Origin of the sequence: Pedobacter hartonius (genome assembly GCF_900107535.1) — a bacterium.
GTDB classification, from domain to species: domain Bacteria; phylum Bacteroidota; class Bacteroidia; order Sphingobacteriales; family Sphingobacteriaceae; genus Pedobacter; species Pedobacter hartonius.
This window is the reverse complement of sequence record NZ_FNRA01000010.1, coordinates 25,238-47,418: the sequence shown is the minus strand read 5'-3', so window position 1 is coordinate 47,418 and position 22,181 is coordinate 25,238. Positions and strand designations below refer to the sequence as shown.

Below are 22,181 nucleotides of genomic sequence, written 5' to 3'. Positions count from 1 at the left end.
AAGAAGCCGCTGCTTTAAAAATTATGAATACCTAAACTGATCTGAAGATGTTTACACTCAATTTAAAAATCGCATTACGCAACCTTTGGAAAAATAAGGTGTCTTCTTTCATTAACGTGATCGGTTTGGCTATCGGCCTTGCGGCATGTTTGATATTGCTGATTTATGTAACCTATGAGTGGAATTTTGATAAGCAGTCTAAAAATTCAGCGAACATCTATATGGCCATGACCAATATCAGCAACGACAACGGAAAGGTATTCATGACCTTTGACGGAACAACTACAGCACTTGCGCCACTGATCAAACAGCAGATACCCGAAGTGAAGTATGTTGGCCGTATGGACTATGGGGGGAAAGGTTTGATCGCCAATGGCGAAAACAGTTTCAAAAAAACATCCAGATTTGCCGAACCTGATATTCTTCGTATTTATGACTATCAGTTTAGCTATGGAAATCCCCGGATAGCTTTAAATGATCCTCATTCTGTTATTCTTACCGAGGGCATGGCAAAGACCTTGTTCGGAACAACCGATGTATTGAACAGGTCTGTACGTTATCAGGACAATATCAATCTTAAAGTGACCGGAGTTATTAAGGACCTGCCTGCCAACAGCTCTGACCAGTTTGATTACCTGATGCCCTGGTCTTTTTATGAAGAACTGGATGCCGATGCCAAAGATCTGAACTGGGGCAATTTCAGTTACCTGACGCGTGTGCTGCTGGATGCAGATGCCAATCCTGAACTGGTCAACGCAAAACTTGGCAAACTGCTGAAAAACTATAAACAGTTAAAATTTGCAACACATTTCCTTTTTCCGCAAAATAAAATCCACCTGTATGGAAAGTTTGAAAATGGCAGAAGCACAGGAGGTGACATTGAAAGGATATGGCTTTTTATGGGCCTCGCTATAGGTATACTCTTGATTGCCTGCATCAACTTTATGAATATGGCCACCGCCAAATCGGAAAAACGTGCCAAAGAAGTGGGGATTAAAAAAACTATGGGTGCAAGCAGGCCGTCCCTGATCATCCAGTTCCTGACAGAATCTATGGTGCTGACGATGATTAGTATTGCCATTGCCATCACGCTGGCCGAAATATGTCTTCCGGCCTTCAATAATCTCCTGCAGATGAATTTGAAGATGAGTTATTTTGATACCCGCAGCTGGCTTGGGATAGTGGGACTGGTAGTCATCACAGGTCTTGTCGCCGGCAGTTACCCTGCGTTTTATTTGTCCTCCTTTAATCCTATACAGACACTGAAGCGAAAAACACAGGGCAGGAAGATGTTGGATGTGAGCATGAGGCAGGTATTGATCATCGGCCAGTTTTGCTTTACGATCATGCTGATCATCTCTACGCTGGTGATCTACAAACAGATTCAATACATCAAAAACCGGCCTCTTGGTGTGGAGGTGAACGCATTGGTGGAGATGCCGCAGGAAGGCGCACTGCTCACTAAATATGACCTGCTTAAGGCCCGGCTGCTAAAAAGTGGTGCCGTAACCAGCATGTATCATTCATACTCCGGCTTAGTGCACCATAATAATAACATCAGCGGAATCAAATGGCCCGGTATGACGGCCGATAACAATATCCAGTTCAATAAAGTACTGACTACAGTTGATTTTATCAAAACAACCGGGCTGAAAGTAATACAGGGAAGGGACTTTTCAGAGAAATATGCTTCTGATACCGCTGCTGTGCTGGTGAGTTCTGCTACAGTAAAAACAATGGCCTTAGCCCATCCTTTAGGGCAGGTGATCGATCTGTTCGGAGAAAAGTTAACCATTATCGGTGTTTTCGACGATTACGTATTCGATTCGCCCTATAAATCCAATAATCCCCTGATCGTTACCATGAACAAGAGGAATAAAGGGGCAATTACCATGCGCCTGAACCCGGAACGCAGCTTAAAGGAAAATACGGAGGTCATTGAGAAAATCAGCAGGGAACTTAATCCGGCCTATCCTTTGGAACTCAACTTTGTAAGTGCTGCGTATGCCGCCCTGCTTCAGCAGGAGGTTACACTGGGCATATTATCCAACCTGTTTGGCGGACTTGCGATTTTTATTTCCTGCCTTGGATTATTTGGCCTGGCAGTTTACAGTGCAGAGCAGCGCACCAAAGAGTTTGGGATCAGAAAAGTACTTGGGGCCTCAGTGTATAGCCTGATGCAGTTATTGTCCCTCTCTTTTCTGAAAATGATCGTTGTTGCCATCGTCATTGCTGTTCCCCTGGCCTATTATTTTATGGGGGCCTGGCTGCAGAAATTCGAGTTCCATACCACAATTTCCTGGTGGATCATTTTGATTGCGGCATCAGGAACGTTACTTATTGCATTGCTGACGGTGGGGTACCAGGCTTATAAAACAGCAACGTCCAACCCAGTAGATGCTTTGAAATATGAATAAAGATATACATCACGGAGCATGCTGTGGCAGATTTTTAGGGGATCTGCCGGCAGTAACGGGATGTATGATTGATAGTTATAGGGATGTTTCTATTAATTACCGCGTACATTAACTTCATTGATCGGGCGTAGGCGCAAGCCAGGCCGGATTGATAGAAGTTGGTGTGCGTAGGGTTAGGGCTTTGTAAGCTGCGGGAATTGATCCGCGAAAAGATGAATTACCTTATTAAACTGACAGATATGTTTAAACTTAATCTTAAAATCGCATTGAGAAGCCTTTGGAAGAACAAAGGATACACACTTATCAACATCGCAGGCCTCTCTATTGGCATGGCAAGCTGTATCCTGATCTTTATCTTCATCAGGTACCAGCTGAGTTACGACCAGCAGTTTGCCCGTAAAGACAGGATCTACCGCGTGGTTTCTTCCTGGAAATACAGCGGGAGCGAAGAATTCTCGGGCGGAGTTCCTTTGCCTCTGGCACCCGCAATGCGGAACGATTTTGCCATGCTGGATGAGGTTGCGGCAATACAGCGCGGACGTGGGGTGATCACCATAAAAGATCCCTCCGGGAACGTGAGGATCAAAACGGATGAAAGGACATTTTATGTGGAACCCCAGTTCTTTAAGATATTCGACTACCGCTGGTTGCAGGGAGACCCGCAAAAAGACCTGGTAGCACCCAACTCAGTGGCGCTGTGTGAGGATATGGCGGTTAAACTGTTTGGCGACTGGCACAAAGCCGTAGGACAGACGATCAATTACAACAACAAGACAGATCTGAAAGTGACCGGTGTATTTGCAAACGTCCCCGAGAATAGCAGTAACCCCATCCAGATTGCTATTGCCTATTCAGGATATGTAAACAGGAATATGAAAAGCTGGGGCAGCGTCAGCGATGCTTCTGAATGTTATATACTGTTGAAAGAGGGCAGGAATATAGCTGATCTGGAAGGCCCCAAAAATGCGTTCATCAAAAAATACTATGTAGAAAAAGGTGTGGGAAAAGAAGGTCATCTCTTCCAGCCCCTGGCTGAAGTCCACCGGGATGACCGCTATGGGAATTCCTCAAACAACACCACGGGAATGAAAGAGATCTGGGGACTGGGCATCATCGGGGTTTTCCTGATGCTGACGGCCTGTATCAACTTTATTAACCTGGCTACCGCACAAGCGGTAAGCCGTTCTAAGGAGGTAGGGGTGAGGAAGGTAATGGGCAGCAGGCGTAAGCAGCTGATGGTCCAGTTTTTAACAGAGACCATTACACTTACCATTTTTGCCCTGATTGTTGCCTGTGCCATTACTGAGGCTGCATTGCCGGGCCTCGCCGGATTATTCAGGGAAAAGTTATCTTTTAGCCTGGTACAACAACCGGAGATCCTGGGTTTTATGGGCTGCATGGTGCTGTTTGTAGGTTTCCTGGCAGGGTTTTATCCGGCAATGGTCATGTCTGGTTTTAGTCCGGCCCTGGCCATCAAAAACAAAGTGAATGTTGGAAATTCCGGTGGTGCTGCCCTGCGGAAGGTACTGGTTGTTGCACAGTTTGCCATTACGATCATTCTGATCACAGGAACACTCGTTGTGCTCAAACAAATGAAATTCATGCGCGAAAAACCCCTTGGCTTTAATTCATCAGCAGTTGCAATGCCCTATGTTCCCGGTGACAGCCTGAACCGGTTGAAATATGATATCCTGAAAACCAGGATAGAAAATATCCCCGGGGTACTCTCCGCAAGTTTTTGCGCCAGCGGTCCTTCGTCAGGAGATAACACCCTGACAAATTTTTCTTACGGAGGAACAAAAGATGCAGACTTCCAGGTAAATGTCAAACCTGCCGATCTGGACTATTTTAAAACCTTTGGCCTGCAACTGGTTGCCGGCAGGGCCTTGTCCAAAAGCGATACCATAAAGGAATATGTAGTGAATGAAACCCTGTTAAGGAAACTAAATGTTGTACACCCTGAGGAGGCTATCGGAAAGATGATCACCGTCGGGGATGGCCATAAGGCAGCCATTGTTGGCGTGGTAAAGGATTTTAACAACATGAACCTCCGGGAAGCGATCTCACCGATACTAATCTATTCAAGTAAGAATAATATAGGTACCCTGGCCATAAAAATGGACTCCCATCAGATTCCTTCAGTCATGAAAGCGGTGGAAGCCATCTGGAATTCCACTTTTCCGAATAACGTTTACAGGTCCACCTTTATGGAGGAGGACATTGAGAGATATTATGAAAACGAACGCGTAATGGGAACTTTATTTAAAGTATTTGCCTCCGTGATCATCTTTATTGCCTTTATTGGCTTGTTTGGACTGATCTCTTTTGTTGCCACCCAGAGAACAAAGGAAATGGCCATACGGAAAGTACTGGGGGCTTCCACTTTTGAGCTGGTCAGGATGCTGAACATATCATTTGTGCTGATGGTATTGATTGCCAATCTTGTGGCCTGGCCTGTAGCCTATATCTTTATCTCCAAATGGCTTTCCCGGTATACCTACCGAATTGAACTGAGCATATGGCCTTTTGCAGCTGCCATGGCCATCTCCATGCTGGTTACGCTGCTGACAGTAAGTTTAAGGTCGTACCGCGCTGCGAAGACCAACCCGATTGATGCTTTGAAATACGAATAATACTATAATTTTATAAAAACTACCTAAACATAACAAGATGATCACATTACAGAATATAGAAAAATATTACGCCACTAAAGGATTGAAAAGTTACATTCTCAGACATGTAAGCACTACCATTCAGCAGGGCGAGTTCGTCTCGATCATGGGCCCTTCCGGAGCCGGTAAATCCACCCTGCTCAATATCCTGGGCATGCTGGAAGAACCCACCTACGGCACCTATGAGTTTATGGGGGAGGACATCACTTCGCTGAGCGAGCGAAAAAAAATAGAACTCTACCGGAACCACATCGGCTTTGTATTTCAGGCTTATCATTTAATAGATGAAATGACCGTAGCGGAAAATATCGAAGCACCGTTACTGTATAAAAAGATAGCTGGGGCGGAACGCAAAAGCCGGGTGGCCGACATGCTCGACCGTTTCAATATCGTAGGTAAAAAAGACCTGTTCCCAAACCAGCTTTCAGGTGGTCAGCAACAGCTGGTGGGCATCGCGCGTGCCCTGGCAGCCCAGCCTTCCATCATCCTGGCTGACGAGCCAACGGGCAACCTGCAGTCTGCACAGGCCCTGCAGATCATGGAGCTCTTCAAAAAGTTAAACGAAGAGGAGAACATCACCATTATACAGGTTACACATTCCGAGGTCAACGCAGGTTATGGCTCCCGTATCCTCCATTTACTGGACGGTGTGATCAAAGAAGACCTTAATGTAGTGAATCTATAAAAACTGTTTATATAAACTTTATACTGCGTTCCTTATCTTTACGGGATGCAAAGAACCTTTACTGATCAGCTCGGCAGGAAAGTGACGATGAACTATCCACCGAAGCGGATCATTTCCATCGTGCCCTCACAGACAGAGTTGTTATTTGAACTGGGACTAACAGACGAAGTGATAGGCATCACCAGATTCTGTGTACATCCTGCTGCGCAGTATAAAACGAAAACAAGAATAGGGGGGACGAAAAAACTCGATATCGAACTGATCAGAAGCCTCAGGCCTGACCTCATTATTGGCAATAAGGAAGAAAATACCAGGGAGAGCATTGAGTTGCTGAGCGCAGAATTTCCGGTCTGGATGAGCGATGTCAATCACCTGGAAGATGCGATGAGCATGATCAGTCAGATCGGCGGGCTGGTAGACAGAGAGCCTGAAGCCGCTTACCTGAACCACCTGATCAATGCGGGTTTTACAGATCTGCAGACGCTGGCCCTGCAGCTCGGAATAGATAAAAAGGTGGCCTACCTGATCTGGAAGGATCCTTATATGCTGGCCGGGAGAGATACTTTTATCAATGATATCCTGATGAAGACCGGCCTTACCAATATCACGAAAGAAAGCCGGTATCCTGAAACTGATATGGAAAAACTCGCGGCCCTGAAACCAGACCTGGTCTTCCTGTCTTCAGAACCTTATCCCTTTAAAGAAAAACATCTGGAGGAGCTGAAGCAGGTTATTCCGGATGCGGAAATTATGCTGGTGGACGGGGAAATGTTCTCCTGGTATGGCAGCAGACTGCTGAAAGCAGTTCAATATCATTTCCAGTTACAGCCTAAACTAAAATAATAAGCCTTAAAATGAATGGTTTAAGGCTGTAAGGACAAAATAAACACGAAAGGTTTTTGAGAAGTGATAACTATAGCTATCTTTGCAGTCCTAAACAACTCCTAGATGCGGATGTGGCGTAATTGGTAGCCGCACCAGACTTAGGATCTGGCGCTTCACGGCGTGGGGGTTCGAGTCCCTTCATCCGCACACCATCACAAAAAAGCAGTCTTAACGGACTGCTTTTTTTTTTAAGAGTTTTTATTTAAGTTCATATCATCTATTTTAGATAGATGATATAGGACCAACAAGGCTAAGAAAGGATATGGGTAGCTTTTTGGCGGACTGTATACCATTCGAAAAACTTAAAAATTTCAGCCCTTGGATAAAGCGGATCGTGATCATCACGGTTGTGCTCAAGACGGGCGGCATTTTCCATGGCTTGAGGTAGACGATCACGTAAGGTGGCAAAGAGCCGTAGTTTTTCAAGGAATTTTAAGCCCTTATTATATTCTGGAATATGTCGGCGAAGTAGGGTAATTACCTGTTCGCAGTTTTGAAATAACCGTCCGGTCTGCTGGAAGTGAAGCAATAGCCAGAATTCAAAACACGGATTGTTTTCTAGTATAATTACTCCTTCACGCTCGGCGGCACGTTTATGACGCTGGTATTGTTGATCTTGCTGTTGTGAGATCACCGCGTCCATATCGACCATTGCATAAACCCGGTCATAATCTTCCTTAAGAGAGATGGCTCGGTCTAGTACGCCGGAATAGCTCCCGATTCGCCCTGGAAAATCGGGAATGATCTTAAGCCCTTCGGGTCTTTCTGTGTCTCTAAAGTCCGTGAAATAAATGCTTTCGGAAAATCCGTCACCCACAAGGGCAACACTATATCGAAGGTTTCTTAGTTTTGACTGCCTGTTCATTTAGTTTTGCGGAATAAATGGTGAGCCAAGATTGGGTTTTGCGCCCAGTCTTCCCGCACGGTAAGCGTTGACAAGGCTTGCCCCCTTGCGCAATATACCGCTGTCAAAATCTGCAGCAGAATATAAATCTACCGATCCATCTTCCTTTTTTTCAGCGAACCACAGGGCATCCCGGCGGATGAAGTCGATTTCTTCCATCAGTCCAACGTTGTGCGTGGTGATCAGCATCTGAGATTCTCCTGCATTCGCCAGAAAGGTTTGCAGGAAATGTTTCATCAGGTCTGGATGCAGTGAATTTTCCAGCTCGTCAATCAATAGTAATGCTTTTGAGTGGACTAGCATGTATAAAGGAGCACCTAAGGCAAAATATCGCTGTGTGCCAGTGCTTTCTGATTCAATTGGTAAGATGAAGCTGCCTGCTGGCGTTTCATGTGTCACTTCCACCCGCCGGGTGACAGCAACAGCGGCCCCATTGATCTTGAATTTGTCTGTGAATGAACCTGTTGCCGGATCTATGGAGCTGTTGATTTTAACAGAGCCTTGAGGAAACTTATCTGTGTTTTTAATGTCGAAATTTTTGAGTATAGTGCTCAGTGTATCGTCACTTTCGGTATGTACTTTTGTTATCTGCCTGTCGGCTTTGTTCATAAATGTATTAAGCCATGTACTGACGTTTGGATTAGTGGCCATCATTTCAGCGATTGGCGAGGTGATATTGCTGTTGCCGGTGATCATTCCCAGGAAAAATGTACTTAGCCACATATTCAAGGCTTCGAGCTCGAAGATATCCGCATTGGTTTTCGCAAATGCCCCCAGTACGGTATTGTTGTGTAGTGTATTGGCTTCAAGGCGCTCTCTTTCCTTTGCCGGGACTTTAATTTTACTTCCAAACTGGATTTTTGCCAATCGTTTTTCAAGGTCTGTCTCCCGATTAAAGATTTCGGTTGGTTTGGCACTTTGGTAATAGACAAGCCTTTCGCTGATAACAGCCTCGGAATTAAAATTTATTTGATATACGTGACGGCGCTGGTTTGCATAAAAGGCAAACTCTATTGAGGACCTTGATGTTTGCGCGTCTTCGCAAAATAAAAAGGGTTCGAAATCTAATTTTTCCGACTTTTCAAGCAGTGGATTTAAAAGTAGTTTTCGGAGAAATTCAATTGCTTTCAGTATTGTAGTTTTACCAGAAGCATTCGCCCCATAGATGTACGCCAGCTTTAGCAGCTTGCAACCATCAGGCATGATCACCGAATAGATATCATCAGACATTTCTTCATTCAGTATTGCTTCGAAACTTAATTCAACTTCGTCTTTAATTGGACCGAAGTTTTTTATTTTGAGGTATTGAATCATTATTATTCTAATTTTTGCAGGTCAATTGCAAATGTAGCAAAAATAACACTAAATAAATTTATTATAAATGTTACGGTTGTGTACTTTTTTTCGCGGTAGTTGAGACACCATCAGATCTCCTGTCTCATTTTCTTATCGTTAGCTTAACGCTGTGTTTATACCGTTAATCTACTTTGTGAAAATTAATTCTAACTAAATTTCACATGAAAAAACAATTACTTCATACGCTGCTTATGGCTGCCGTAACTATTTCTGCCTGCAAAAAAGACCATAACAATGAAACACCATTCACTTATCCGGATATGGCGGAAGCCTCTGATCCGGCTCTTTTGATGACCACTGCCAGCGGGGTGAAGGTGTACAATGGAGGTTTTGGTTCCGCAGTAGCCGCAGATCCCAATTCACCCGATGTTTTTTATATGTTAACTGATCGTGGTCCTAATGTGGCGGGTCAGCTGGCGAATTCAATTATTATAGGGAAACCTGATTTTGCACCTGCTATCGGTAAATTCAGACTGAAGGATGGCAAATTGATACTGGAACAAACTATCGAATTAAAGAATGCTTTGGGGGCTAAACTCAACGGACTTCCAAATCCTGCCGGAATGGGTGCATCTGGTGAAACTGCTTATGACCTTACCGGTCAGACCATTGCGCCAAGTGCTGATGGAATTGACTCCGAAGGGATGGTACTGGCTGCTGACGGATCCTTCTGGATCAGTGATGAATATGGACCGCATATCGTACATTTTGATGCCAGTGGCCGTACTATTGAGCGTATTAATCCGTTCGGAACGGGAACCGGGGGACGTAAAATCCCGGCGGTATTTGCCACCCGCAGGGCAAACCGCGGTATGGAAGGCCTGGCCATTACGCCGGATGGAAAAACACTGGTTGGCATGATGCAGTCACCCATGTATAACCCGTCAAAAACGGCTACTGCGAATTCCACAGTTTTGCGTATCCTTACTTTTGATATTGCCACAGGCGCGACCAAACAGTATGCCTATGTAATGGACAATGTGACGCTTACCGGGGTGAGTGATATCGTAGCAGTGAACAGCACTACATTTTTAACTGTAGAACGCGATGGTAACTATGGAGGTGCCGCTACCAATCCTGCTACCTTTAAAAAGATCTTCAAGATCGACCTGAGCAAGGCCACGGATATATCTGATCCGGCGAACGGAGCAAATGGCAAGCTCTATGACGGTAAAACGGTAGAACAGTTCAATGATGCAGCAGGGCTTCAGTCTGCCGGTATTATTCCCGTTTCGAAAACAGTAGTACTGGATCTTTTGAAAGACCTGCCATCGGTATATCCGCATGATAAAGCCGAAGGACTGGCCATATTACCTGGTAATATACTAGTGATCTCCAATGATGATGACTTTGGTGTAGTGGATAACGGCAACAGCGGCTTTATGGCCAAAATACTCCCTGCTACAAACTCAGTGGATCACAACCGTTTGTATTTTAAGAAAATCCAGCTGTAACCTCATCAGCAAGGTATCGCATACGATGCTGTAACGGCCCGGTAATGGCCTTATCATAGGAATGATACAGGTTGTATCTTGTTGTTAGTCTGGTCTGATCAGGCATACTTCAGATGTACTCAAATCATACCCCGGCTATACCTCAGCTATACCCCCGTAGGTATAGCTGAGGTATAGCCGGGGTAATTAAAAGGTAACTTCGGGCTATGCCCGGCAGGACTGGTTTACGATCTCCTTACTATTTTTAGCAGATCAGTATATTACCAGTGGTACCGCCTGGTAGTATCCCTTACGCGCCAGTGTACCCACCAGCACTAAAAGTTAAATGGTTTTTGGCGTGTAAACTGTGATTACGCCGTCATTTTCACTGCTCACTACGAGCAGGCTCTTTTTTGTCGGGCTGTCTTTTGCAGGTATGATCAGCACTCCCTCAGGGGCATCACCACATTTCAGCAGCTGCAGAAAAACGGGCTTGGTTGGAACTGTCACGTCATAAACTGCTACCGCATCTGCTCTTTCCATGCCTACAAAGGCTACATTTTTATTGCCGATCTTACCAATGGTTATGCCTTCAGGCTCTACCGATTTGTCATCACTCCTGGTATCATCGTAAACACCTGCGGCGATGGTTTTTACATCAAGTTCATTCTTGCTGTCGAATAGCTGCGAACCGTCATTCCCATTCCATACGCTGAAAGAACGGGCTCCAAGGGAGTACAGCGCGTCGAAATCACCATCTCCATCGGTATCGCCAAGCGTGGTGGTGATATTTAACCTGCCTAACTGGGCATCCTGCTGCAGGAGAGCTGCCGTTGGAAACAGGGTTGGGTCAAGCTTCACTGATTTTGCCCTTTTTACTTCTGTCAGACCCGTATATTCTCTTGAATCACCTTCATTGGCGGTAAAAAGGTAAGGTGTGCCACCAGATTCTATTACCGCTATTCCGTCCGGCATATATATTCCTTTAACGTTCCATTTTGCCAGTGCCGTTTTGCTGTCCTGGTCACTCAGATCAATCTCGTTACCATCCGCATTGTAATCTTTAAAGCCTAAAGGAAAGATATTCGTGATCGTTTTTGAACTAAGGTCCAGTTTTGCAATCGCATTGTTCTCCTGCAAAGTGATCCAGGCAGTTTTTGAGTCGGCAGATACCGTAATATATTCCGGTTCAATATCTTTCACGAAATCCTTGCCAACGCCAAATATCCTGAATCCCTTGGCCGTCAGGGCAGCCTGCTGACCAGCCAGGCTGGAAAAATCGAGGGTGCTGACTGCATAATTATCATTTACTGAAATGATGGAAACTGTGCCGGCAGGATCAACGGTATAGGCATCATTGGGCTCGCCTTCATTTGCTGTCAGGATGTATTTTCCGTCAGGGGAGAAGGTGATCATATCTGGTAATGCGCCAACGCTGATCACTTTGATCTCGCTATAGTCGCTCGTTTTAAACACGGCCACCTTACCATTTGCCTGCTTATCCAGTGATTCTATAGCAGCAGCGAGCTTGCCATCTGAAACGGCTACGCTGTTTACTGCGCCTCCATAAGGTGCCATACTGATAGAGCCAATGACCTTCATGTTTGCGGGATCCTTAAAATCGATCACGTCAATTTTATTAACAGTTCCGTTATTTACCACAAAGAGGCGGTTTGTAGCCGGATCAAAGGCAGTGATCTCGGCAGCTCCGGTATCGCCAATGTCAAGAGAGCTGATTTGTGAAAATGTAGCAGCATCTTCATTTACAAAGAACTCGCCCTCAGCGGCAGAATCTTGTTTGTCTTTTTTACATCCTGCAAAAGTCAGCAGCAGAAGTAAGAGCAGTAGTGTATTCTTCATACGGTTATGGGGTTAAGCGCCCAAAATATCATTCCGGGATTACCGGGCAGTAATGCCGGTGTTAAGGATTTGTTAAGGACGAAGACCTTTGTTTCCGAAGCCGTAATTGCAGGTAAAGCTGTGCCCGGCAGACAAATTGACATTTAAATCGTCTAATTCGGGAAAAAATAATACTTTTGGCACCCTACAACCATCCGGCAGCATATCGGCTGGATTTTTGATTAAAAGACATTTTAAAACATTGATTCAGAAAGATGAATATTACACAGGAAAAAATTGACGACTTAAACGCAGTTGTAAAAATTAAAATTTCGCCTGAAGATTATACTGAAAAGGTCGACAAGTCTATAAAAGAACAAGCCAAGAAATCTAATCTTCCAGGTTTTCGTAAAGGAATGGTGCCAGCTGCACATATCAAAAAAATGTATGGCAAAAGCATCCTTATCGAAACTATAAATACATTGTTAAGTGAAAACCTTAACAAATTTTTAACAGACAGCAAAGTGGAGATCCTTGGTCAGCCTGTGCCGGTAATGGATGATTCAAAAGATTTTAAATGGGACGGTGCCGATGAGTTTGAGTTCGACTATGAAATTGGTCTTGCTCCGGCTGTTGATATCACCATCACATCAAAAGATAAATTCGTTCAGTACAATGTAAAAGCAGACGAAGAAACCCTCGCTTCACGTATCAAAAATATCCGTCGCAGCTATGGCAAAATGTCAAACCCGGAAGTTTCGGCAGACGAAGATGTACTTTATGCCGAATTAGCACAACTTTCTCCTGATGGTTCAGTTTTTGAAGGTGGTATCAATAGTACTGGCTCTATCCGTTTAGACCTGGTTAAAGATAAAGCGATTTTAAAATCTCTGACCGGCAGGAAAAAAGACGACGTATTTGAATTGGACGTTCAGAAAGCTTTTGACAACAATGAAACAGTAATTGCTAAATTATTGAACATCGGTGAAGAAGAAGCCAAAGATCTGAAGTCTAACTTCCAGGTGACGGTTAAAAATGTAAACCGTCTGGAAGAAGCGGATTTGAACCAGGAGTTCTTTGATAAAATATTTGGTGAAGGTGTAGTGACTGACGAAGCTGGTTTTACTGCAAAGATCACAGAAGAAATTGAAGGTATGTTCAAACAGGATGCGGACCGCAAACTGCAGAACGATATGTACACTCAATTGACTGAAAGTGTGAAAATGGACTTGCCTGATGAGTTTTTGCGCAAATGGCTGAAAGCTACGAATGAGAAATTATCTGATGCTGAACTGGCTGAAGGATATGACGATTTCGCGAAAAACTTAAAATGGACTTTGATTGAAAACAAGATCATTAAAGACAACAGTCTCGAAATTAAATACGAAGATGTATTCGCAACCGCTAAGCAACGTTTGGATGCGCAATTCAAAATGTATAGTCCTGCTCCGCTTCCTGAAGAACAGCTGGCTGAATATACAGCTACTTTCCTTCAGGAAAAAGACAATGCGAACCGCATTTTTGAAGAAGTAAAAGCCATTAAGGTTTTTGAATACATTCAATCGGTTGCCACTTTAGACCAAAAAGATATAGCTTATAATAAATTTATAGAAATGAATTAATCTTTTAATAAGATTACTCAAATTCTTAATCTTATGATAAGGCGGCTTTAATTTAAGGCCGCCTTATTTATATCCGCTAATTTAAATTTTACAATACCCAAATAAATTGCCAACTTAGTTTGATTACTTTGGCAATGATAAACGACAAATAAATTAATATATATTATTATAACAATGAATATAGATAAAGACGAATTTAGAAAGTACGCAGTTAAACATCACCGTATTAACGGCTTAAACGTTGATCGTTATATTGGCCAAACCAATATGTCTCCTAAAAGCATGACTCCTTACATCATTGAAGAACGTCAGCTGAATGTTGCGCAAATGGATGTATTCTCCCGTCTGATGATGGACAGGATCATCTTCCTGGGTGACGCCATTCATGATGGCAATGCCAATATCATCCAGGCACAATTGCTGTTCCTTCAGTCAACCGATAACAACAGGGATATACAGATTTATATCAACTCACCAGGTGGTTCTGTTTATGCAGGATTAGGCATTTATGATACAATGCAGTATATTACTCCTGATGTAGCTACAATCTGTACAGGTATGGCTGCTTCAATGGGTGCAGTATTGTTAGTTGCAGGAGCCAAAGGAAAACGCGCAGCGTTACCTCACTCCCGTGTAATGATCCACCAGCCTTCAGGAGGTTCTCAGGGTGTTGCTTCAGATATGGAGATCAACTTAAGGGAAATGCTGAAATTGAAAAAAGAATTGTATGATATTATTTCTGATCATTCCGGCCAAACATACGAATGGGTAGAAAAAGCTTCAGACCGTGATTACTGGATGAAAGCCGATGAAGCCAAAAGCTTTGGAATGATTGACGAAGTATTAGGTTCCAATACGGATAAAAAATAGATAATGGCTAAACAAACAAAAGAATCCCGTTGCTCTTTTTGCGGTTCAAGTAAGCAGGATACGTTGATGCTTATTGAAGGGCTTGATGCATACATTTGTGATAAATGCGTTACTCAGGCTCATCAACTGGTGCTGCAGGAATTCGGCAATAAACAGTCGAAAGGCCTTGATGCATCAGTTACCCTGCTCAAACCAATGGAGATTAAGGCACATATTGATCAGTATGTTATTGGTCAGGATGATGCCAAGAAGGTGCTGTCAGTAGCTGTGTATAACCACTATAAAAGGTTAGGGCAGAAGGTAGACAAGGCCGATGAGGTAGAGATCGAAAAATCCAATATTATGCTGGTTGGCGAAACTGGTACGGGTAAAACGTTACTGGCGAAAACTATTGCCAAGATCCTGCATGTGCCCTTCTGTATCTGTGATGCTACGGTATTGACAGAAGCAGGATATGTAGGTGAAGATGTGGAAAGTATCCTTACCCGTTTGCTTCAGGCTGCGGATTATGATGTGGCTTCTGCAGAACGTGGAATTGTTTATATCGATGAGGTGGATAAGGTGGCGCGTAAAAGCGATAACCCCTCTATCACAAGAGATGTATCTGGTGAAGGCGTACAACAGGCATTGTTAAAGATCCTGGAAGGTACTGTCGTGAATGTTCCCCCTCAGGGAGGACGTAAACATCCTGACCAGAAAATGATTCCGGTAAACACCAATAATATCCTGTTTATCTGCGGTGGAGCGTTTGATGGTATTGAGCGTAAGATTGCCAACAGATTACGTACACAGGCAGTAGGATACAAAGTAAAAAAGGACGATACGGAACTTGACCTCGATAACCTTTACAAGTATATCACTCCCCAGGATCTGAAATCATTTGGCCTGATACCTGAACTGATCGGCCGTGTGCCGGTATTGACGCACCTGAATCCTCTGGATAAACAGGCATTGCGTAATATATTGACCGAACCAAAGAATTCTTTGTTCCGCCAGTATGTGAAGCTGTTTGAATTTGAAGGCGTAAAACTGGTATTCGAAGACGATGTTCTTGATTTTATCGTGGATAAAGCGATGGAATACAAACTGGGTGCAAGGGGATTAAGATCCATTTGTGAAGCAATTATGCTGGATGCCATGTTTGACATACCGTCCGATACCAGTATAAAGGAGCTGGTCATCTCGCTCGATTATGCGGTTGAAAAATTTGAAAAGGCCGACTTTAAAAAGTTAAAAGCTGCATAAAAATTTAATCCCCGTTTAACGGGGATTTTTTTTTACCTTGTTATTTTACCCCACAGCAGCTCTTGGCCATATGCAGCGCCAGGTGATCTTTGCGGGGTAAAATATGTGAATTAAAATGAATAGATATGAATGAAGAAAAAGAAGTAAAAAAAGATGAGATCATCGTAGAAAAAGCAAAAAAGATCAAAGAAGTAGAATCGCCGGTTAAATCCGGACTGAAATCTAAAGGAGATATTGTGAAAAACTGGCTGCCAAGATATACAGGCCGGCCTTTGGAAGAGTTCGGACAATATATTCTGCTGACCAATTTCAGCAAGTACGTGCAGATGTTCTCGGAGTGGAATGATGATGCCCCGATTATGGGACTGGATAAGCCCATGCAAAGCGTAACGGCCAATGGGATCACGATCATCAACTTTGGTATGGGAAGCCCGCTGGCAGCCACAATGATGGACCTGCTGAGTGCAATCAGCCCCAAGGCCGTTTTGTTTCTGGGGAAATGCGGTGGATTGAAAAAGAAAAACCAGCTGGGTGATCTGATCCTGCCGATCGCCGCGATCAGAGGTGAAGGTACTTCTAATGATTATATGCCCGCAGAAGTGCCCGCATTACCTGCTTTCGCCTTGCAGAAAGCAATATCTACGACCATCCGTGACCACTCCCGTGATTACTGGACAGGAACCTGTTATACCACTAACCGCAGGGTTTGGGAGCATGACAAAGAATTTAAGAAATACCTGAAAACATTGAGGGCAATGGCCGTAGATATGGAAACCGCAACTATCTTTACCACTGGTTTCGCAAATAAAATACCTACCGGCGCGTTGTTACTGGTCTCTGATCAGCCAATGATCCCTGAGGGAGTTAAAACTGCAGAAAGCGATAGTACAGTGACTACCAATTATGTAGAGTCGCACCTGAGAATAGGTATTGATTCCTTAAAACAGCTGATCAATAACGGCCTCACGGTAAAACACCTTCATTTTTAATCGTCGGCGTTTTTCGGAGAATCGAATAACAACACATTTCCTGTATGCTGACTTACCATTGACCAGTCATCAAACGGGAAATCTATCACCACTACGCCTGCTGTTGGCAGATTATAGATCTTTGCATCGGCCAGGTAATTGACCAGCTCTGTAAAACCGGGATTATGCCCAAACAATGCAATGCGGTCATAATCGTTATGCAGGCGGTTGATCACCCGGAGCAGGGCAGTAGTATTTGCTTCGTACACTGTCGGCTCCAGCTGAATATCTCCGTAAGGAACTTTTAGTACGTCGGCATAGTGTCTGGCTGTAGTTAAGGCCCTTTTCGCCGGACTGCTTACAATCAATTCAGGAACAATGCCTTTCTGGATGATCCTTTCCGCCATTTCATGGGCATTTTTATTGCCACGATGGTTTAATGTCCTGTCAAAATCAGACATTCCATATTCGCCCTGATCTGACTTTCCGTGTCGTACGACTATAAGTTGTTTGGCCATTCGGTTGCTTTAGGTATTTGTAAAATTAACAATTTCCGCCGCAGGAATGTTTTTCATACACTTAAAATGTCCGAGCGGGCATTGCTCCAGGCCAAATTTGGAGCAGGGCCTGCAGGATAAATCTATCCCTGCAATGAGCGAGTCCTTGACCTTGTAAGGATATACGCCCAGCAGTTCGGGTGTTGTTCCGCCCCATACCGAAACAATGGGTTTATCAAATGCTTCCGCAATATGGGTAAGTCCGGTATCAAAGCCGATGACCTTATGGGCCTGTGAAACAATAAAGACCGACTGGTCAAGATTGGTCAATCCGCAGGTGGAATAGACGTTTGGGCCAACGGCATTACAGATCTCCGTTGCATTGTCTTTTACATCGTTTCCGCCCAGCAATACCACAGGCAGCTTACTGCCCCGGCAGATCTCGATGATCTTCTCATTGGGCATCCGTTTTGTAAAATGGGTAGCCCCGATGACGAAGGCAATGAACTGAGCCTGGTGAGAAGGTGGGAGAAATTCCCCGATCCGGTACTGGTTGCGTACGTAATAATCGATCGGTTTATCATCATTTTTCACACCGAGGAATTTCACGGTTTCCAGGTACCTGTCCACCAGATGGTCTTTCGAAAAGAGGGAGGTCCATTTGAATTTTAAGGCCAGCCATTTTTTGATACTGTCTTTTTTGTAGGTAGAAGAGGGAATCTGCGTTGCGATTTTGATGATCGAGGTACGCAGGTTATTGTGCAGGTCTATGATCAGGTCAAACTTTTCATCTTTGATATCCTGAATAGTATCTTTTAATTTTGGTTTCAGGAGATGCAGCTTGCTGAGATAGGGATTCTGCTGATAGATATACTTAAATTGCTCCTTGGTCAGAAAGTGGACTTCGCAGCCGGGTATCTGCTGTTTCAAACAGCGCACAACGGGTGTGGTATAAATAATATCGCCCATTGAACTGAGCCTGATCACCAGTATTTTCTTTGGCGCTTTCACTAGGTATGCTTTATCTTTTCGATGATGGCCGTAGAGGAATATCCCGTCAGGAAACTCAGGACTTCAACCCTGCCTCCGTTCGCAATCGTTTCTGCGGCACCTACAATGTCTTCCGCCTTATAATCCCCGCCCTTTACAAGTACTGCAGGCAGTACCGTTTTAATGACTTCCAGGGGAGTATCTTCGCTGAATAACACCACGGCGTCTATGAAGAACATAGCTGCCAGCAGGGAAGCACGGGTATGCTCATTGTTAATGGGCCTTGCAGGTCCTTTGATACATTGTACCGAGCTGTCGCTGTTCAGCGCAACAATGAGTTTGTCGCCCAGGTCGGCAGCTTCAGACAAATACGCGATATGACCCGCATGCAGCAGATCAAAACAGCCATTGGTAAAGACAATTTTCTTTCCTTCTGCTTTCCATCCGGCAACAAGTTCTGCTAAACGGGCAGAAGAAACTATTTTTTGGTTTAAAGTATCCTGACTGTTCATCGTAACGGGTTTAATAATTCAGATCTACGGCATTGCAGAAAATATGACCGATGAGGATATGCATTTCCTGGATTCTCGCAGTGGTTTCGTCGGGTACCACGATGTTGAGATCACAGAGGCCGTTCATTTCCCCGCCGTCCCTTCCGGATAAGCCTATGGTTTTGCAGCCCAGTTCTTTGGCCGTATGCAGGGCATGGATGATGTTCCTGCTGTTTCCACTGGTCGATATCGCTATAAAAAGATCATTCTCGCGGGCCAGTGCCTCTAGTTGTCTGGAAAACACAAAGTCGAAACCATAGTCATTACTGATCGCTGTCATGGCCGATGTATCTACAGTGAGTGCAATTCCCGGAAGGGCTTTTCGCTCTTTCACATACCTGCCTGCCAGTTCCGCGGCAATGTGCTGGGCATCAGCGGCACTTCCGCCATTTCCTGCAAGCAGGATCTTTCCCCCGGCCTGCAGCACGGAGGTAACCATTTCGCAGCCTTTTTCAATATCCGGAACGAGTGTGGCGATTACCCTGTTTGTAGTTTGCTGATGATGGTTGAGTTCTTCTAAAACCATTGATGTTAGTTTATAGCTGTTAGTATTTCGTCAATCGTGGTGGTGGCACTGCCGATATGTTTGATCACAATTGAAGCCGCATAATTTGCGATCGTACAGGCTTCTTCTATAGAAAAACCCAGTCCTACGCAATAGGCCAGCGTGGCGATGACGGTATCACCGGCGCCGGTAACGTCATACACCTGGTTGGCCACTACAGGAATGATCTTGCAGGTTTCAGGTGTAATGATGGCGATTCCGTTTTCTGAAAGCGTTACGATCAGGTAGGCCGTTTCGGTAACCCCAAATATGACTTTGGCTGCCGATTCCAGGTCTTCCTGGCGGTGGATCTTTTCTGTTTTGGCGGCTTCGGCCAGTTCCTTGCGGTTTGGCTTGATGATGAAGGCGCCCTTGTATTTGGTGTAATCCAGTCCTTTGGGATCTACGATCACTTTTTTCTGCAGCGCATTGCAAACGCTGATGAGCTGCAGGGAAAGGCTTTGTGTAAGCAATCCTTTATTGTAATCGGAGAGAATCACGATATCGCTCTTTTCGATATACGGAAGCAATGAACTGTAAAATGCAGCTTCAATTTCCCCTGAGATATCATGGATATCTTCCTGGTCTATTCTTACGATCTGATGATTGGAGGCGATCACCCGGGTTTTCACTGTCGTGGTACGGGAGCTGTCCTTCATGATCAGGTCTGTACCGATGTTTTTGGCTTGCAGGATGGCCCTGATCTCTTCGCCAAAGGCATCGTTGCCGGTTATGCCGGCCAGGAATACGTTTGCACCAAGGTCTATGAGGTTACTGGCCACATTTGCTGCTCCGCCGATGATCTTATTTTCGTTTTTAACGTTTACAATGGGCACCGGTGCTTCAGGCGAAAGCCTTGAGGCGCTGCCAAAGATGTAGTGGTCCAGCATGAGGTCACCTATAACCAGGATATTCGGTTTTGGATGGTTATAATGTGCATTGTATAGTTTTTCTCCGAGCATGCTGTGGGATTAATTTTCAAATATAGGTATAATGAGCTTACAGTATCTACTATTTTACGGTGTTGAAATACGCCGTGATCTCTGCCAGGCTGAGGGCATTGAGGCATTGTGCGGCTTCCAGTCCGCCTTTTCTGCCGATGTATACCCCGTAATGCATATCCCTGAAACCTTCCATACGGTGTGCGTCAGGGTTTACGGACAACAACACTCCTTTTTCCAGGGCATAACGATGGTATCTCCAGTCGAGGTCTAACCGCAGAGGGTTGGCATTGATTTCGATGACCACCTGATTGGCGGCACAGGCATCAATCACCTTATGATAATCTATAGGGTAACCTTTTCTGCTCAGGAGCAACCTTCCGGTAGGGTGGCCCAATATGGTGGTGTACGGATTTTCTATCGCTTTGATCAGGCGGGCGGTGGCTTTCTCCTCATCCATCCTTAAATTGCTGTGTACAGAGGCCACAACAAAATCGAAGCTTTTTAAGATATCATCGCTATAATCCAGTGAGCCGTCATTCAGGATATCACTTTCTATGCCTTTGAATAGCTTAAAAGGAGCGAGTTTTTCATTCAGGGCTTCAATTTCTTTATGCTGGGCATAAATTCGCTGCTCATTTAATCCGTTGGCATAAAATGCCGATTTGGAGTGGTCGCATATCCCCAGGTATTCGAGTTTCAGGGTATCTTTGCAGTAGGTGGCCATTTGTTCAAGCGTATGGACCCCGTCGCTCCAGGTAGAGTGGTTGTGCAGGCTGCCCTTCAGATCTTCATAAGTGATTAGCTGCGGCAGGGTACCCGAGGCGGCAAGTTCAATTTCATTCAGTCCTTCGCGAAGTTCAGGTTCCACAAAATTCAGCCCTGCTTTTGAGTAGATCTCGTTTTCATCTGCAAAGGGCCCGTTTCCTGCCAGCTGAAGTACGGAATTTACATGTTTTTCATTCCCTGTAAGTTTAAACAGGTTCAGGTAAAAATCAGTTTTATCATATACATGCAGCCGGATCTTTAAGCCAAAAGGGCTCATGGCGGTAAACAGGTTGCTGCTGCTCTGCTCAAATGGGAGCGGGGCAAATAAGTACAGTTTATCCATTACAGCTGCTGCGTCATCAGCTCCGACAACAAAATCCAGCTCTTCTATGATCTCATTGTAACGGCGATAGGCACCTGCTATACTGAAAAGTGGGGCAAGCCCGGTCTGGGTTAACCACAGCAGGAGTTCCGCAGAGAGGTTTTCCACTAATGTTTCTGCCTGTGCATACAGGAATTTACCCTGTGCAGCCATTTTAAATTCAATTACCTTTCTGATCTCGTCCTGGGTTTTCAGGCCGAAGCCTTTGGCTTCGATCAGGCGGTTTTCGTTGCAGGCATAATACAGCTCACCGATATTTTCTATGCCCAGGTCTTTCCAGATCACTACGATCTTTTTTGGGCCTATTCCCTTAATGGACAGCATTTCTACGATACCTTCAGGTGTCTCTGCAAGGATCTGCTGCAGATCGGTCATGGTTCCGGTTTGCAATAACTCCCAGACCTTTGAGGCTGTACTTTTACCGAGTCCGTCGATCTGTTCAATCTCCTCCCGGCTTTTTGTACTGATGGCAAAAGGCAGCTTATCTACCTTGAAAGCGGCATTTGCTACACTTTTGATCTTAAAGGGATTCTCGTTATGCAACTCCATCAGTTGAGAAAGGAGCCGTAAACTGCGGGCGATGGTCTTGTTTTCCATTGGGCGCTAAAATAA

The 22,181-nt window shown here is 44.6% G+C and carries 19 protein-coding genes and 1 tRNA gene; 11 read left to right on the top strand and 9 right to left on the bottom strand.

Going from position 1 to position 22,181, the window contains the following annotated elements; all coding sequences use genetic code 11:
* Nucleotides 1-47: 47 nt before the first annotated feature.
* The 5 genes from BLW16_RS16585 to BLW16_RS16565 all read left to right on the top strand — a co-directional run bounded on the left by BLW16_RS16585 (nucleotide 48) and on the right by BLW16_RS16565 (nucleotide 6,806).
* Nucleotides 48-2,417 (top strand): ABC transporter permease, encoded by a 2,370-nt coding sequence (locus tag BLW16_RS16585; RefSeq protein ID WP_090558690.1) that lies wholly within the window; start codon nucleotides 48-50, stop codon nucleotides 2,415-2,417.
* A 239-nt stretch (nucleotides 2,418-2,656) separates the two neighbouring features.
* On the top strand, nucleotides 2,657-5,050 hold the full coding sequence (locus tag BLW16_RS16580; protein WP_090558940.1) for an ABC transporter permease: 2,394 nt from the start codon (nucleotides 2,657-2,659) through the stop codon (nucleotides 5,048-5,050).
* A gap of 37 nt (nucleotides 5,051-5,087) precedes the next feature.
* Entirely contained in the window at nucleotides 5,088-5,774 is a 687-nt protein-coding gene (locus BLW16_RS16575) for an ABC transporter ATP-binding protein (protein WP_090558689.1), read from the top strand.
* A 45-nt stretch (nucleotides 5,775-5,819) separates the two neighbouring features.
* A complete protein-coding gene (locus BLW16_RS16570; RefSeq protein WP_090558688.1) occupies nucleotides 5,820-6,617 on the top strand; it encodes an ABC transporter substrate-binding protein in 798 nt (265 codons plus the stop codon).
* Nucleotides 6,618-6,724: 107 nt separating this feature from the next.
* Nucleotides 6,725-6,806: transfer RNA gene (locus BLW16_RS16565), tRNA-Leu, on the top strand.
* A gap of 103 nt (nucleotides 6,807-6,909) precedes the next feature.
* Here the strand turns inward: BLW16_RS16565 and BLW16_RS16560 are convergent.
* Nucleotides 6,910-7,524, bottom strand: a complete 615-nt coding sequence (locus BLW16_RS16560; RefSeq protein ID WP_090558687.1) for an RloB family protein — start codon at nucleotides 7,522-7,524, stop codon at nucleotides 6,910-6,912.
* Nucleotides 7,525-8,877, bottom strand: coding sequence for an AAA family ATPase (locus BLW16_RS16555; RefSeq protein ID WP_090558686.1), 1,353 nt, complete (start codon nucleotides 8,875-8,877; stop codon nucleotides 7,525-7,527).
* 203 nt (nucleotides 8,878-9,080) lie between these two features.
* Here BLW16_RS16555 and BLW16_RS16550 point away from each other — a divergent pair, with 203 nt between their 5' ends.
* A complete protein-coding gene (locus BLW16_RS16550; RefSeq protein ID WP_090558685.1) occupies nucleotides 9,081-10,373 on the top strand; it encodes an esterase-like activity of phytase family protein in 1,293 nt (430 codons plus the stop codon).
* A 321-nt stretch (nucleotides 10,374-10,694) separates the two neighbouring features.
* Here the strand turns inward: BLW16_RS16550 and BLW16_RS16545 are convergent, their stop codons facing one another.
* On the bottom strand, nucleotides 10,695-12,212 hold the full coding sequence (locus BLW16_RS16545; RefSeq protein WP_090558684.1) for a choice-of-anchor I family protein: 1,518 nt from the start codon (nucleotides 12,210-12,212) through the stop codon (nucleotides 10,695-10,697).
* Nucleotides 12,213-12,218: 6 nt separating this feature from the next.
* Here BLW16_RS16545 and BLW16_RS23320 point away from each other — a divergent pair, with 6 nt between their 5' ends.
* The 5 genes from BLW16_RS23320 (at nucleotide 12,219) to BLW16_RS16525 (ending at nucleotide 16,917) form a co-directional block, all read left to right on the top strand.
* Entirely contained in the window at nucleotides 12,219-12,359 is a 141-nt protein-coding gene (locus BLW16_RS23320) for a hypothetical protein (protein WP_175470621.1), read from the top strand.
* Between the two features lie 107 nt (nucleotides 12,360-12,466).
* Nucleotides 12,467-13,813, top strand: coding sequence for a trigger factor (gene tig, locus BLW16_RS16540; protein ID WP_090558683.1), 1,347 nt, complete (start codon nucleotides 12,467-12,469; stop codon nucleotides 13,811-13,813).
* 174 nt (nucleotides 13,814-13,987) lie between these two features.
* Entirely contained in the window at nucleotides 13,988-14,683 is a 696-nt protein-coding gene (clpP, locus tag BLW16_RS16535) for an ATP-dependent Clp endopeptidase proteolytic subunit ClpP (RefSeq protein WP_090558682.1), read from the top strand.
* 3 nt (nucleotides 14,684-14,686) lie between these two features.
* Nucleotides 14,687-15,928 (top strand): ATP-dependent Clp protease ATP-binding subunit ClpX, encoded by a 1,242-nt coding sequence (gene clpX / locus BLW16_RS16530; RefSeq protein ID WP_090558681.1) that lies wholly within the window; start codon nucleotides 14,687-14,689, stop codon nucleotides 15,926-15,928.
* 125 nt (nucleotides 15,929-16,053) lie between these two features.
* Entirely contained in the window at nucleotides 16,054-16,917 is an 864-nt protein-coding gene (locus tag BLW16_RS16525) for an AMP nucleosidase (RefSeq protein ID WP_175470620.1), read from the top strand.
* Here BLW16_RS16525 and BLW16_RS16520 read toward each other — a convergent pair.
* From BLW16_RS16520 to BLW16_RS16495, 6 genes are read right to left on the bottom strand one after another with little or no spacing between them, the layout of a single operon-like run.
* Nucleotides 16,914-17,414: a SixA phosphatase family protein gene (locus BLW16_RS16520; RefSeq protein WP_090558680.1), complete on the bottom strand. Its 501-nt coding sequence runs from the start codon at nucleotides 17,412-17,414 to the stop codon at nucleotides 16,914-16,916. The two genes, BLW16_RS16525 and BLW16_RS16520, sit on opposite strands and share 4 nt — an antisense overlap.
* 9 nt (nucleotides 17,415-17,423) lie before the next feature.
* Complete coding sequence (locus BLW16_RS16515) at nucleotides 17,424-18,404, bottom strand: glycosyltransferase family 9 protein (protein ID WP_245735349.1); 981 nt, start codon at nucleotides 18,402-18,404, stop codon at nucleotides 17,424-17,426.
* Entirely contained in the window at nucleotides 18,404-18,895 is a 492-nt protein-coding gene (gene rfaE2 / locus BLW16_RS16510) for a D-glycero-beta-D-manno-heptose 1-phosphate adenylyltransferase (protein ID WP_090558677.1), read from the bottom strand. The genes BLW16_RS16515 and rfaE2 overlap by 1 nt, the downstream gene beginning before the upstream one ends.
* Before the next feature lie 10 nt (nucleotides 18,896-18,905).
* A complete protein-coding gene (gene gmhA, locus BLW16_RS16505) occupies nucleotides 18,906-19,460 on the bottom strand; it encodes a D-sedoheptulose 7-phosphate isomerase (RefSeq protein ID WP_090558675.1) in 555 nt (184 codons plus the stop codon).
* Between the two features lie 5 nt (nucleotides 19,461-19,465).
* Nucleotides 19,466-20,440 carry a D-glycero-beta-D-manno-heptose-7-phosphate kinase gene (rfaE1, locus tag BLW16_RS16500; protein ID WP_090558674.1) on the bottom strand — a complete coding sequence of 325 codons (975 nt, stop codon included), beginning with the start codon at nucleotides 20,438-20,440 and terminating at the stop codon, nucleotides 19,466-19,468.
* A gap of 49 nt (nucleotides 20,441-20,489) precedes the next feature.
* Nucleotides 20,490-22,166 (bottom strand): DNA polymerase/3'-5' exonuclease PolX, encoded by a 1,677-nt coding sequence (locus tag BLW16_RS16495; protein WP_090558672.1) that lies wholly within the window; start codon nucleotides 22,164-22,166, stop codon nucleotides 20,490-20,492.
* Nucleotides 22,167-22,181: the final 15 nt, after the last annotated feature.